We start from the raw sequence: 13,358 nt of genomic DNA, 5'->3' as shown, positions 1-13,358 counted from the left end.
TCGTTAACAAATAAAGTTAGTGAAAACAACGAAAGTAGGAGACTGAAACCGAGATTTTCCAGAGCCTGAACTGAATATGCAAGGCAGAATAAGCATTAGCAGCTAATTGACATGGCTACAAAACGTAGTCAAGATAACGTTAATTAGAAGCTTGGCGTGGTCGCGGCGTATCTTTCGCACGACGAATTCGCTCGTTCAGGCAATACCTGGGGACTCGGGTCATGGAGACGTATTACCTTGCCATCGACGTTGGCACGGGCAGTGTCCGCGCTGCCCTCGTCAATGGACGTGGAACAATTGTGAAGATGGCCGCGCGCGAGCACGAGCAGATCGTGCCCCGTTACGGCTGGTCCGAACAACGCCCGGCGGACTGGTGGCAAGGCGCTGCCGGCGCCATTCGCGAAGTGCTTGAAAGCGTCCCGAACGCCGCTGCGAACATTGCTGCTGTCTGCGCATGCGGCCAGATGCACGGCACGGTCCTGATCGATGCCGATGGCCGGCTCACCCGCGAAACCGCGCCGCTCTGGAACGACAAACGCACGCTCGCCCAAGTCGAAGCCTTCCGGGCCCGCAACGCATCCACTTCATATCTTCCGCTGACGGCGAACCCCGCGACGCCCGCGTGGCCCGGTTTCAAGCTGCAATGGCTCAAGCAGAACGAACCCGAGGCGTACGAGCGTGCCGCGACCGTGTTCATGTCGAAGGATTACATCAATTTCCGGCTGACCGGCGAACGGGCGTGGGACTGGAGCGACGCATCCACGAGCTTCCTGATGGACCCGCAAACGCGGACCTGGTCCCGGCCCATGCTCGATGCGCTCGGCCTCGATATCAACAAGTTTCCGCCCATCCGCTCGCCGCAGGAAATCCTTGGCAGCGTCACGGCGAACGCCGCCGAAGCAACGGGCTTGCGTGAAGGCACGCCGGTGCTCGTCGGCGGCGCGGATTATCCGCTGTCCGTGCTCGGTTCGGGCGTGTACGCGCCCGGTCTCGGGTCGGACATCACTGGTACGTCGTCCATCATCACCGTGATCGCCGATACCCCCATGCTGCATCCGGAAGTATCGAACGTGGCGACCGCCGAAGGGCTGTGGGGACGCTTCATGCTGCTCGACTCAGGCGGCGACGCCGTGCGCTGGGCGCGTCGCGCATTTCACGAAAACGCATTGAGCTACGAAGCCGTCGCGCAAAAGGCGGCCGAAGCGCCGGTCGGCTCCGAAGGCCTTTTTTTCCTGCCGTATCTCACCGGCGAACGTCTCGGCGAGCACTCGAATTCGCGGGCGCAATTCTTTGGCATCGGCGCGAAACATGGTGCGGCGCATCTGCATCGGGCGGTATTGGAAGGCGTCGCGTTCGGCGTGCGGCGGCACATTGGCGTGATCGAATCGGCGGGCGTGCGCATGGAGCGGCTCGTTGCCGCGAGCGGCGGGGCGAAGGCGGCGCTGTGGCTCGACATCAAGGCGAGCATGTATCGAACGCCAATTCTCGTACCGGCGCAAGTAGAGTGCGGCGTGATGGGCTGCGCGATTCTGGCGGCCACCGCGCACGGCCAGTTTGCGCGCGTGGCCGACGCCGTTGCAGCCTTCGTGCAGTTCGAGCGGGAGGTCCAGCCGGACCCGCGCGCGAGCGACACCTACGACCGGATGATGCCGATCTTCGAGCGGCTCTACGCGAGTTCGCAACAGTTCTATGACGACCTCGATCGTCTTGCCGAGATCCATGCATGACGCACGCAATCAAGGCAGTTCTATGGGACATGGACGGTACGCTCGCCGACAGCGAAGCGCTGCACCTGGACACGCTCGTCGCAGTGCTGAAGGAGCACGGACTGGAGGCGGACGACGACCTGCATGCATCGATATTCGGCAAGACCGGACGCGAGGTTCATCGCTATTGCTGTACGCGTTTCGGCATCGATTTCGACTACGGTCAATGGTCCATGACGCGCGCACGCCACTATGTGTCCGAAGCGGCGAACATGCAACCGCGCCCCGGCGCGTTGAGCGTGTATCACGCCGTGCGCGCGGCAGGGATCCGGCAGGCGATCGTATCGAATTCATCGCGCATGTTGCTCGAAGCCGGGCTTCGCGCGCTCGGTCTGCAAGACCCGCAACTCGTCTCGATCAGCGCGAACGACGTGCGCGCCGGCAAGCCCGATCCCGAACCCTACGAACGCGCTGCGTGGCTTCTGCGCGTCACGCCAGACGAAGCAGTCGTGGTCGAAGACAGTCCAACAGGCGCGCGTGCGGCCATTGCGGCAGGCATGCGCGTGCTCGCGTGGCCGGAACATGCTAGCGCGGCGGCGTCTTTCCCCGACGGCTCCGAAGTAGTCTTCTCCGAACACGAACTCGCCGCCGCACTCGGCGTTCAACTTGACTCCTGATCCACGACCATGCTCAGAACCAGCATCTTCCCTTCACGATATGTCCAGGGCGCAGGCGCGCTCGATTCACTCGATGCCGAACTCGCGCGTCTCGGCACGCACGCCGCGTGTCTCGTCGACAGCAACGTCGCTTCGTTATTGCAGCCGGCGTTATCGAAGGCCGAGCGCGTGAAACTTGTCGTGCGCGCCGTCGATGCCGCCTGCACCGAGCGTTCGGTCGCCGCCGCCGCTGAATGGATTCGCGAGAGCGGAGCGGACATCGTGGTGTCGTTTGGCGGCGGCAAGGTCGTCGATACCGGCCGCGCCGCCGCCGATGACCTGCGCCTGCCGTTCGTCTGCGTGCCGACCATCGCGGCGTCCGATGCGCCGTGTTCCGCGCTCGCTGTGATCTACGACGAGGAAGGCCGCGTGGTGCGCGATCGTTTTGTGCGTCGAAACCCGGATCTCGTGCTGCTCGATACCAGCCTGATCGTGCGAGCGCCGGTGCGATTTTTTATCGCGGGGATTGGCGATGCGCTCGCGACCTTTTATGAAGCCGATGCCTGCCGCCGTGCTTATGCGAAGAATCTGTGCGGCGGCCGTGGCACGGCGCTCGCGTTCGAAGCCGCAAAGCTGTGCCGCGATACCTTGTTCGCGCATGCGGTGCAGGCGGTGGACGATTGCCGAGCGCAAATCGTGACGCCGGATTTCGACGCCACGCTGGAGGCGACCGTACTGCTTTCGGGCATTGGCTTCGAGTCGGGCGGCGTTGCGGCGGCGCACGCGATTCATCATGGCCTGGCGGACCTGCCTTCGTCGCACGGCTTGCTGCATGGCGAGAAGGTCGCGATTGGCGTGCTCGCATCGCTGTTTTTATCGGCGGTGCCAGACGGCGAGCGGCGACGTGTCTTTGAATTCTGCCGGGCAGTCGGCTTGCCGACGCGGCTTTCCCAAATCAACGTGGACGTCGCCGATCAGGCCGCGCTCGAAACCGTGGCGAAGCGTGCCTGCCGCGCGGGCGAGATCATCCACAACGAACCGTATCCCGTTGATGTACCTTTGGTCATTGCCGCATTGAAAGCGATGGACCGCTATGCGGCCCGATTCGATCAGGTTGACTAATCAATCTACACGAGAGACAACATGACAACTGAACTCAAGGGTCAGGAAACGGCGGCGTTCCGTCCCGGCCTTTTCGATGGAAAGAAGGTGCTCGTATCGGGCGCAACGAGCGGCATTGGCCTCGCGATCGCGCAAGGGTTCGCCGCGCTCGGCGCGCAAGTGATCGCGACAGGCAGTTCGGCGCGAAAGCTCGAGGCCTTGCGCGCGGACACTACGCTCAAGGGCATTCGCTTCGAGCAACTGGATGTGCGCGACAACGAAGCAATCAAGGCGTTCGTTGAAACATTGAGCGAGCTCGATGTGCTGGTGAATGCAGCGGGCGTCGCGCGTCCCGCCGACGAATATCGTGATGATGTCTTTCGCGAAGTGATCGACGTCAACCTGACCGCCGCCATGCGCCTCGCGATGGCGTCTCGCGACATGCTCGAGCGGGCGCATGGCTCGATTGTGAACGTGGCCTCGATGCTTAGCTATATCGCCGACGTGGAAGTGCCCGCGTATTGCGCGAGCAAGACGGGCATTCTGGGTCTGACGCGTTCGCTTGCGCACGCGTTCGGGCCCGCGGGCGTGCGCGTGAATGCGATTGCGCCAGGCTACCATCGGACAGACATGACGCGCGCGCTCTGGGAAGTGCCGGCGAGCGCCGACAAGATCGCCGCGCGCAGCGCGCTCAAGCGCTGGGGCGAAGTCGACGACCTCGTTGGGGCGACGCTGTTTTTGGCATCGCCGGCGTCGGCGTTCATCACGGGCGTGACGTTGCCGGTGGACGGCGGATACGCAAGCGGGGTTTGACGGCTTGGGCTTCGAGCGTGAGCCAGGGTCTTTCAGCAGCTTCTGTTTTCCAGCGAGATGCCAGCGAGATCGCCGGCGGTGTGTTCGCAGTCGTAAAACTGTGCATGTGATCCGGTGAATCCGGGATGCTGGCCCAATGCTCGCTTACATAACTGTACATGGTGCATGACCGATGGATAAGGCCACAATCAGGGCTTGTCGCGGGTGCATCATCCTACAGGGGCATGAGCCATGAACCGTCGTTACGTCACAGCGGACGTCTTTACCCACACACGATTCCACGGCAATCCGGTCGCCGTCGTGCTGGACGCAGAAGGTCTCTCCACCAGCCAGATGCAGGCGATAACCGCCGAGTTCGGCTACAGCGAAACCACCTTCGTATTGCCGCCGCGCGACCCGGCGCATACCGCCTGGGTCCGCATTTTCACGCCAATCCGCGAGATTCCGTTTGCCGGGCATCCGAACATAGGCACCGCGTTCGTCCTTGCAACGCGAGCCGCGGCTAACGGAACGCCATTGCCCGACCGGCTCGTGTTCGAGGAGGCCGCGGGCCTGGTGCCGGTCACGCAAATGAAGCAGGGCGGAGTCGCGGCCGGCGCGGAACTCACCGTGCCGGAACGGCTGACACGCCTGTCGACGCTCTCGGCCGAAAGCGTGGCCGCCTGTTTGTCGCTCGATGCATCCGATATCCGCACCGACGCTCACGCGCCGCAAGTGGCGTCTGTCGGCCTGCCGTTTGTCGTGGCCGAGCTTGCATCGCGGGAAGCGTTGCGCCGGTGCATTCCCAGTCTCGTGGACTACAAGAAGGTGCTGCCCGTCGATGGCGCGGTATCGATCTATGCCTATACGCGAGATGTCGGCAACGACACATCCTGCGATATCCAGTCCCGGATGTTCACGCCGCGCATGACCGAAGATCCTGCTACGGGCAGCGCGACTGCGGCGGCCGTTGCGCTTATTGCCGACGTGCGGGGTGAGTCCAGGTTATTGCTGCGTGTGAGCCAGGGCGTCGATATGGGCCGCCCGAGCGTGTTGATTACAACCGTGGATGTTCATGACGGTCAGCCGCGCGTGCGCATCGGCGGGACATGCGTGAGCGTGATGGAAGGCTCGTTTTATCTCGATGGAGAAGGCTGAGCCATTTCATCGATTCAAATCACGCCCGTGGAACGCATGTCCGCAAGACGCTTTTTCATGTCCAGCACTTCGAGCGTATGCGCCTCGCCCTTGCGCAGCGCTACGCTCGTCGAAAGGATATCGATAATCACAAGGGCGGCGAGGCGCGAGGTCGTCGGCGTGTATACGTCCGTGTTTTCGAGCGTCTCGGCAATGACCGCGACATCGGAAAAGTTCGTCAGCGGGCTATTCGAGCCGGTGATGACAATCACACTCGCGCCGCGTTCTTTCGCCGTTCGCGCGACTTCGATCAATGATCGCGTGGACCCGGTGTTGGAAATGGCGACCACGGCGTCGCCGGGCTTCAGCATGGACGCCGCAATGAATTGCTGATGCGAATCCTGGTGCGCAACGCACGGCACGCCGAAGAGCGGAAACTTCTGCTGCGCGTCCAGCGCGACAATGCCCGACGCGCCGAACCCGAAGAACTCGATGCGCCGCGCTTTCGCCAGCAAATCGACCGCACGGCCGACGGCAGCGAAATCCAGCTTCTTGCGCGCCCAGTCGAGGCTTGTAATGGTGTAGTCGAAGATCTTGGTCGCGACGGTTTCAGGATCATCGGCCTTGCCGAGTACCGAATGCGTGGCGGGCGCGCCGAGCGCGAGACTCTGCACCACGCGAATCTTGAAGTCCTTGAAGCCGCTGCACCCGAGCGACGCGCAAAACCGCAGCACGGTAGGCTCGCTCACTTTCGCGTTGCGCGCGAGTTCGGCCAGGTTGATGTCTGAGATGGAACCGAGGTTTGCGAGAATGTACTCGGCCACTTGCCGGCTGCCACGGCGCAGATTGGGACGCGCGCGGTCGATCAGTTCGAGGATGTTGTAATCGGGCACTCGATATTCCTTCGTTCATTATGAACGGGGCGCCGCAAGCGGCGCCCCGTGCTTCGTGCTCTTTGTGCGGATGTCCTGCGTTGATACCTGGCTTCCAAGTGTATCGGATTAGCCGGAAAACGCGGCGGCTCCGCCTAGCGGCGCCAGAACCGCGCGCCGCGCTGCGACAGCACGGCCGCGACAATGATCACACCCATCACCACTTGCTGATGGTATCCCGGCACGCTCGCCAGATTCATGATGTTGCCGATCACGCCAAGAATCAGCACGCCCATCAGCGTGTTCAGCGCGCCGCCCTTGCCACCGGCAAGGCTCGCGCCGCCGATCACCACCGCCGCGATCACGGTGAGTTCATCGCCCACGCCAACGGTCGGCGCGCCCACGCCCGCGCGCGACGTCGAGATAATGCCGGCGAGCGCCGCCAGCAATCCCGAGCTGACATACGTGCCAAGCACATGACGTGCAACCGGCACGCCGGAAAGCCGCACGGCTTCTTCGTTCGATCCTATCGCGCGAACCACGCGGCCCGCGCGCAAGCGGTTCAACGCAATGCCGCCGATCACGAACACGATCAGCATCACGAGCGTGGGACCGGGAATGCCGAAGTACGAATGACGGCCGAAGTCGAGCAGGGCCTGGCCGGGGTCATCGACGAGAATGGGCGAGCCGTTCGACACGATCATTGCGACACCGCGCGCGACCGTCATCATGGCGAGCGTGACGACGAACGGCGTCAGGCGAAACCACGCGATCAGCGCGCCGGATATGAAGCCGCAAAAGCCGCCGATAACCAGTGTGGCGAGGAGGGCGACCGTCAGCCCGTACTGCGGAATCAGCAATGCGGACAACACGCTGCCAAGCGCGGCGATGGAACCCACCGACAGATCGATACCGCCCGTCAGCACGACCAGCAACATGCCCACCGACATGATGCCGACGCCCGCGACCTGACGCGAAATGTTCGACAGGTTGGGCACGGAGAAAAAGTCGCTGGATACAAACGACGCGGCAATCACGAGCACGATCAGGATCGCGACCGTGTTGAAGCGTCGCGCGACGGACCACCATTGTTTTGCGTGGGCCTGTGCCGAGCTCGCCGGATGCGTTTTCGGGGTGACGGCGCTGGGATTCATGATGCGGGTCTCCGGATTATTCACAATGCATTTAATGAGTGAGCGTGGCCGGCGCTTCGTCCGGCGCGCGGCGCAGCGACAGCGAGAGGATCTGTTCCTCGCTGAAGTCGGCGGGTTGCAGTTCGCCGCGAATCTCGCCTTCGCCCATCACCAGGATTCGATCGCACAGGCCCATGAGTTCCTGATGTTCGGATGAAATCACGAGCACCGCCTTGCCGCGTTCGGCAAGCTGGTTGATGAGCGTATAGATTTCGACCTTCGCGCCTACGTCCACGCCGCGCGTGGGTTCGTCGAGGATGATGAGGTCGCCGTCCGCGTGGAACCATTTCGCCAGCACGACTTTTTGCTGATTGCCGCCCGAGAGCGTGGAGACATCGGCGTCCATGGAGCGCGCCTTGATGCGCAGTTGTTCCATCAGCTTTTGCACGAAGGCGCGTTCGCGGCCGAAGGCGAGGAACCCTCCCGGACTGCTTACCGACTTCAGCGCGGCGAGCGTGGCGTTGACGCGAATCGGCATGGATAACACCGCGCCTTGCCCCTTGCGGTCTTCCGGCACGAAGCCGATACCGGCCTTGACCGCGGCCATTGGCGAGCGGATCGCCATGACCTTCTGATTCAATTCGATGGTGCCGGAATCGCGCGTGTCCGCGCCGAAAATCAGGCGTGCGACTTCCGTGCGTCCCGAGCCGATCAGCCCGCCCAGGCCGACCACTTCACCGGCGCGCAGCGTGAACGACACGTTGCGCACCGCATGACCGCGCACCAGCGCCGTGACCTTCAGCACTTCCTTGCCGAGCGTGGCATGGCGTTGTGGAAACAGCACGGAAAGAGGGCGGCCGACCATCTTGCGGATCAGGCCGTCCATGGTGACGTCGGCCGGCTTGATGGTGTCCACGCGCTTGCCGTCTTTCAGCACAGTGATGCGGTCCGCGATCGCAAACACCTCTTCCAGCCGATGCGAAATATAAACAATGCCCACGCCCCGCGAACGCAACTCGCGCACGATTTCAAGCAGCTTGTTCGCATCCGATGGCGCGAGTGCGGCCGTGGGTTCATCGAGTACGAGGAGCTTCACTTGACGGCTCAGCGCCTTGGCAATCTCGATCACCTGGCATTGCGCCGCCGACAGGTCGGCGACGAGCGCGGCGGGATCGATATCGAAGCCGAGACTTGCGATCAGCGCACGTGCATTCCTGCGCAGCGTTCCCCAGTCGATGACCGCCGGCAACGCGCCCAGGAACACGTTTTCCGCCACGGACAGATCCGGCGCCAAGGCCGTTTCCTGATGAATCACCGCGATGCCTTCTTCCATTGCCGCGTGCGGATTGCGAAAGGACATCTCGTGTCCTTCGACCTTGATCGTTCCGGAGTCGGGCTGATGACCACCGCCGATAATGCGCATCAGCGTGGACTTGCCCGCGCCGTTCTCGCCGACCAGCGCGTGGACTTCGCCGCTGAAGACGTCGAAATCCACGCCCTCGATAGCGTGAATGCCGCCGAAGCGTTTGTCCACGCCGGTCAGCGCAATAAAGGGAATCATATGAAGGTGTCTCCAGAATGCGGGACGCACCGGACTCGCCGGCGCGCTCTTGCATGAACCCGCAGGCGTTAGAAAATCGCTTTGGGGTTGTAGTACTTGTCGACGTTGCTCTTATAGATTGCAGCGGACGGCGTGTACGAGATCTTCGGCACGTTGGTGGCTTCACCCTTCGCCGCCTTCACGCCAATATCCACCGCCGTACGCGCGACCAGCGCCGGATCGTTCAGCGCGGTCGCGCCGTACTTGCCCTGCTTGATCAGGTTGAGCGCTTCCTTCTGGCCATCGGCGGCGGCAACCAGCGTGATGCCCGTGCGGTTCGCGCTTTCGATGGCGCGCCGCGCGCCCAGCACCATGCTGTCGTTTTCGCCGAGCACCATGTTGATGTCCTTGTTGGCGACGAGCAGATCTTCCATCGCCTTCAGGCCGCCTTCGTCGGACCAGTTGCCCCAGCCCTGGCCCACGATCTGCAAGTTGACCTTGCCGGTCTTCGCAAGCTGCGCTTCGACAATCCCTTCAATCACGCCGTCGCGCCGTTCCTTGCCAACCGGATTGCCTTTCTCGCCCGAGATCAGCGCGATCTTCAGCGGCTTGTCGCCCATGGTGTCGACGACCCACGAACCAACCAGCGCACCGTTCTCGCGGTTGGACGATTGCACGAGCGTCAGGTAGTTGGCTTTGGGATCGAGCGTGCTGTCGATCACGATCACCTTGACGCCCGCGGCGGTCGCTGTGTTGACCACGTTGACGAGACCTTTTGGATCGGCCGGATCAATGATCAGCACTTTGATGCCGCGCGTCAGCATGTCTTCGACGTCCGAAATCTGCTTGCCCATCTTGCCTTGCGCGTCGGCCGTGATGACGTCATTGCCGAGTTCGGCTGCGCGCGCCTTGGCCGATTCCATGGCGGCCGAAAAATAAGGCGCGTTGAGCACCTTCATGGAGATGCCCACTTTCATCTTGTCGGCGGCCATTGCCGGCGATGCCGCGATTACACCTGCGACTGCCAGCGCCACACCACACATCACCTTCTTTACGAATCGCGTCATGTCTCCTCCTTTTATCGGGATTTTTAAACAACGTTCAACAACAACTTGCCTGGGTTCAAGATGTTCAGCGGATCGAGCGCGGCTTTCACTGCGCGCATCGCGGCCAGTTCGGCCGGTGTCCTCGATAACGCGAGCACCTTCAGTTTCTTCGTGCCAATGCCGTGTTCGGCCGAGACCGATCCGCCCATTGCGCCGGTCACGCCATAGACGACTTCCTGCACTTGGGGCGCGGTCGTCGGCGGCCAGTCGGGTTCCTGCACGACGATATGCAGGTTGCCGTCGCCGAGATGCCCGTAGATGAGGATCGTTGCGTTGGGCCAGCGCGCGCGAAGCAGCTTTTCGCATTCGTGCGCGGCGCGGCCCACGTCTGTGATCGAAAAGCTCACGTCGAAGGAAACGCGGCCGGGAATCAGGCGCTGATACTCGCCGGGGGCGTCGCGGATCGCCCAGAACGCGGCGGCGTCGGATTCGGATGAGGCGAGGGCGGCGTCGCTGATCACGCCTGTCTCCAGCATCCCGGCGAGGAAATCCTCGAACGCGTCCGCTTGCCGTTGCGGGTCGGCGCCGCTGCTTTCGAGCAGCACGTAATACGCGTGCCTGCCTTCGAGCGGCGCGCGCAATTCGGGCAAACGCGACAACACGAAATCGTAGTAACCGGGCCACATGACCTCGAAGGCCGAGACGCCGGCGGGCAAGCCTTCCTGAGCGCGTCGCAAGAGCGTGGTGACCGCGTCGTAGTCCGGCAATCCGCACCATGCCGTCGATACCGCCCGCGGTTTTGGCCGCAGCCGCAGCACGGCGCGCGTGATGACGCCGAGCGTTCCCTCGCTGCCAATCAACACGTGGCGCAGGTCGTAGCCGGTGTTGTTCTTGATCATCTTGCGCAGGCCGCCGACCACACTGCCGTCCGCGAGCACCGCCTCGATGTCCAGCACCTGATCGCGCATCATTCCGTACTTGATCACGCGGTTTCCGCCTGCGTTCGTCGCGAGGTTGCCGCCTACCGTGCAGCTTCCGCGCGCGCCGAGATCCAGCGGAAACATGAAACCGGCGGCATCGGCGGCTTCCTGCACGACCTGAAGCGGCGTGCCGCACCAGACCGTCATGGCCGCGCCGACTTCGTCGATGGCTTCTACGCCGTTCATCAGTTCCAGGCTCAGCGCAACCTCTCCGCCGAGCAAGCACGCGCCGCCCGCGAGGCCCGTCAGTCCGCCTTGCGTGACGACCGGCTGCCTGTGCTCGTGGCAGATCCGCATGACGGTCGCGACCTGTTCGGTCGTGCGCGGACGGATCAATGCCAACGGTTCGTCGCAGGGCATGCGGCTCGAATCCGAGTTCCTGCGCCCCGCGAATTCATGCGGAAGGCTGACCACGTCGGCTCCGAGCGCCTCGCGCAGCGCCGTAACCGCGGCGTTGGGCGGAGTGTGTCCGGAGGGCTGCTTGTCTTGCATTGAATGTCTCCAGCAGATGGGATCGAGCAATGGTTCGCTTCCAGCTTTCCTTCCATGAGCAGAAACGCCGATTCAACTTAAGTAGAAGTAACGTTGTCTCTGCACACCTTGAACGATAGTATAGCTATCATTAAGCCGAAAAACAGCACGGTTACGGCGGGGAAAACCCTGATGTTTTGTATTTAAGTTAACTATATCATTATTAAAACTAACGTTCGCTTTGCTGCGCGAGGCGGCTTGCACTTTTCCAGGAGATGGACCCGATGCAATGGCCTGAACCCCGTTCCTTCGATGTCGATTTGCAGACGGGCCTGATGAATGGCACCGGCTCGCGCTATCAGAAATTCCTTCGCGACCTGAGCGGGCTTTACGCCGACAGCGCCGCGTTCAGTGCGCTTGCAGCCGAGCGCGGCGAAGAGGTCGTGTACGAAGTCACCGATCATCGGCCGAACAGCAATCCCGGCGACCTGATCACGGGCGTGACGCGCATGAGCCCGGGAAAGGTCGGCGACGAATTCTTCATGACGCGCGGCCACATTCACGCGGCCATAGACCGGCCCGAGCTTTATTTTGGCCTGAAGGGTCACGGCGTGATGCTGATGGAGTCGCCCTCCGGCGACACGCGCGTGGTCGAGGTGAAGGCGAACACGGCGTGTTACGTGCCGCCGCGCTGGATTCATCGGTCGGTGAATCTTGGACGGGGGGACTTCGTGATGCTGTTTTGTTATCCGGCGGATTCGGGGCAGGATTACGCGATCATCGAGCAGTCGAACGGCATGAAGTTGCGCATTGTCGATGACGGCGCGGGGTCGTGGCGCAGCGAGCCGAATCCCGATTACAAGGAGCGCACGCCCGAAGAAGTTCAGGCGCTGCTCGCGCGCGGCGCGCTCGCCGCAGAAGGAGCCGGCCGATGAGCGCTTCCGCAAAATACCAGGCCGCGACGCGTCCGACGTTCTACTTCATTGGCGTCACGACGGCGCAGAGTTCCATCATGCGCGTGTTCCCGGAATGGGCGAAGCATCTCGGTCTTGGCGATGTCGAGATCAAGGGCATTGACTTCCAGCCGCATGCAGCGCTCGAGGCGTACAGGGAAGCGGTGGAATTCCTGAAGCACGATCCAATGTCGGTTGGCGCGCTGGTGACCACGCACAAGATAGATCTGTACGCGGCGTGCAAGGACCTCTTCGACGTCATCGATCCAACCGCCAGGATCATGGGCGAGACGAGTTGCCTGTCAAAGCAGGGTGAAAAATTCATCTGTCATGCCAAGGATCCCATTACATCGGGCTTGTCGCTCGATGGTTTTCTGCCGGCGAACCATTTCGCCAACACCGGCGCGGAAGTGTTTTCAATGGGCGCGGGCGGTTCGACCATTGCGCTGACGTGGCATCTGATGCAAAAGGCGCGGGGCGCGAACCGTCCTTCGAAGGTGATCGTATCGAACCGGTCGGCGGGACGGCTCGAAGAAATCGAACGTATTCATCGTGAACTCGAATTCGATGTACCGTGCGAATATGTCGTGGCTCCGCGACCCGAAGATAACGACGCCGTGCTCGCGCGGCTGTCGCCGGGCGCGCTCGTGATCAACGCGACGGGCCTCGGCAAGGACGCGCCGGGCTCACCGCTGAGCAACGCGGCCGTGTTTCCGGAACGTGCGGTCGTGTGGGACCTGAATTATCGTGGCGACCTGGTTTTCCTCGATCAGGCGCGCGCGCAGGAAACCGCACGCAAGCTGCAGATAGAGGACGGCTGGACCTACTTCATCTATGGATGGACGCGCGTGATCGCCGAAGTCTTTCACGTCGAGATTCCGGTGAGCGGTCCCGGCTTCGATGAAATCAGCCGCATCGCGGCGCAAGCGGGCAAACCCGCGCCAGCCAAAACAGCTTAAGGAAGAACTCAC

12 protein-coding genes are annotated in these 13,358 nt (G+C 62.4%); 7 read left to right on the top strand and 5 right to left on the bottom strand.

Annotated elements, in window-relative coordinates; translation table 11 throughout:
- Positions 1-221 precede the first annotated feature (221 nt).
- The 5 genes from ACRWA7_RS24965 to ACRWA7_RS24945 all read left to right on the top strand — a co-directional run bounded on the left by ACRWA7_RS24965 (position 222) and on the right by ACRWA7_RS24945 (position 5,413).
- Positions 222-1,727 (top strand): xylulokinase, encoded by a 1,506-nt coding sequence (locus ACRWA7_RS24965; RefSeq protein WP_438392916.1) that lies wholly within the window; start codon positions 222-224, stop codon positions 1,725-1,727.
- Positions 1,724-2,383, top strand: a complete 660-nt coding sequence (locus ACRWA7_RS24960) for an HAD family hydrolase (protein WP_438392915.1) — start codon at positions 1,724-1,726, stop codon at positions 2,381-2,383. The genes ACRWA7_RS24965 and ACRWA7_RS24960 overlap by 4 nt, the downstream gene beginning before the upstream one ends.
- Before the next feature lie 9 nt (positions 2,384-2,392).
- Complete coding sequence (locus tag ACRWA7_RS24955; protein WP_438392913.1) at positions 2,393-3,484, top strand: glycerol dehydrogenase; 1,092 nt, start codon at positions 2,393-2,395, stop codon at positions 3,482-3,484.
- A 21-nt stretch (positions 3,485-3,505) separates the two neighbouring features.
- Positions 3,506-4,276: an SDR family NAD(P)-dependent oxidoreductase gene (locus tag ACRWA7_RS24950; protein ID WP_438392912.1), complete on the top strand. Its 771-nt coding sequence runs from the start codon at positions 3,506-3,508 to the stop codon at positions 4,274-4,276.
- 231 nt (positions 4,277-4,507) lie between these two features.
- A complete protein-coding gene (locus ACRWA7_RS24945) occupies positions 4,508-5,413 on the top strand; it encodes a PhzF family phenazine biosynthesis protein (protein ID WP_438392910.1) in 906 nt (301 codons plus the stop codon).
- A 14-nt stretch (positions 5,414-5,427) separates the two neighbouring features.
- On the opposite strand, the gene ACRWA7_RS24940 is transcribed toward ACRWA7_RS24945, so the two are convergent.
- From ACRWA7_RS24940 to ACRWA7_RS24920, 5 genes are all read right to left on the bottom strand, one after another.
- On the bottom strand, positions 5,428-6,285 hold the full coding sequence (locus ACRWA7_RS24940) for an SIS domain-containing protein (RefSeq protein WP_438392909.1): 858 nt from the start codon (positions 6,283-6,285) through the stop codon (positions 5,428-5,430).
- A gap of 134 nt (positions 6,286-6,419) precedes the next feature.
- Entirely contained in the window at positions 6,420-7,418 is a 999-nt protein-coding gene (locus tag ACRWA7_RS24935) for an ABC transporter permease (protein WP_438392908.1), read from the bottom strand.
- A 31-nt stretch (positions 7,419-7,449) separates the two neighbouring features.
- The gene (locus ACRWA7_RS24930) at positions 7,450-8,958 is read right to left on the bottom strand and encodes a sugar ABC transporter ATP-binding protein (protein ID WP_060856209.1); all 1,509 of its coding nucleotides are present in this window, start codon (positions 8,956-8,958) and stop codon (positions 7,450-7,452) included.
- 68 nt (positions 8,959-9,026) lie between these two features.
- The gene (locus ACRWA7_RS24925; RefSeq protein ID WP_099050539.1) at positions 9,027-10,004 is read right to left on the bottom strand and encodes a sugar ABC transporter substrate-binding protein; all 978 of its coding nucleotides are present in this window, start codon (positions 10,002-10,004) and stop codon (positions 9,027-9,029) included.
- 23 nt (positions 10,005-10,027) lie between these two features.
- Positions 10,028-11,455 (bottom strand): FAD-binding oxidoreductase, encoded by a 1,428-nt coding sequence (locus ACRWA7_RS24920; protein ID WP_438392907.1) that lies wholly within the window; start codon positions 11,453-11,455, stop codon positions 10,028-10,030.
- Between the two features lie 263 nt (positions 11,456-11,718).
- On the opposite strand from ACRWA7_RS24920, the gene ACRWA7_RS24915 reads away from it, so the two are divergent.
- Together ACRWA7_RS24915 and ACRWA7_RS24910 are read left to right on the top strand one after the other, a co-directional pair.
- Positions 11,719-12,369: a glucose-6-phosphate isomerase gene (locus ACRWA7_RS24915; RefSeq protein WP_438392905.1), complete on the top strand. Its 651-nt coding sequence runs from the start codon at positions 11,719-11,721 to the stop codon at positions 12,367-12,369.
- Positions 12,366-13,346: a shikimate dehydrogenase family protein gene (locus ACRWA7_RS24910; protein ID WP_438392904.1), complete on the top strand. Its 981-nt coding sequence runs from the start codon at positions 12,366-12,368 to the stop codon at positions 13,344-13,346. Before ACRWA7_RS24915 ends, ACRWA7_RS24910 begins: the two co-directional genes overlap by 4 nt.
- The last annotated feature ends 12 nt before the right edge of the window (positions 13,347-13,358 follow it).

The organism is Caballeronia sp. DA-9 (assembly GCF_051615025.1).
In the GTDB taxonomy this organism is placed as follows: Bacteria; Pseudomonadota; Gammaproteobacteria; order Burkholderiales; family Burkholderiaceae; genus Caballeronia; species Caballeronia sordidicola.
This window is presented reverse-complemented; position numbering and strand designations above follow the sequence as displayed.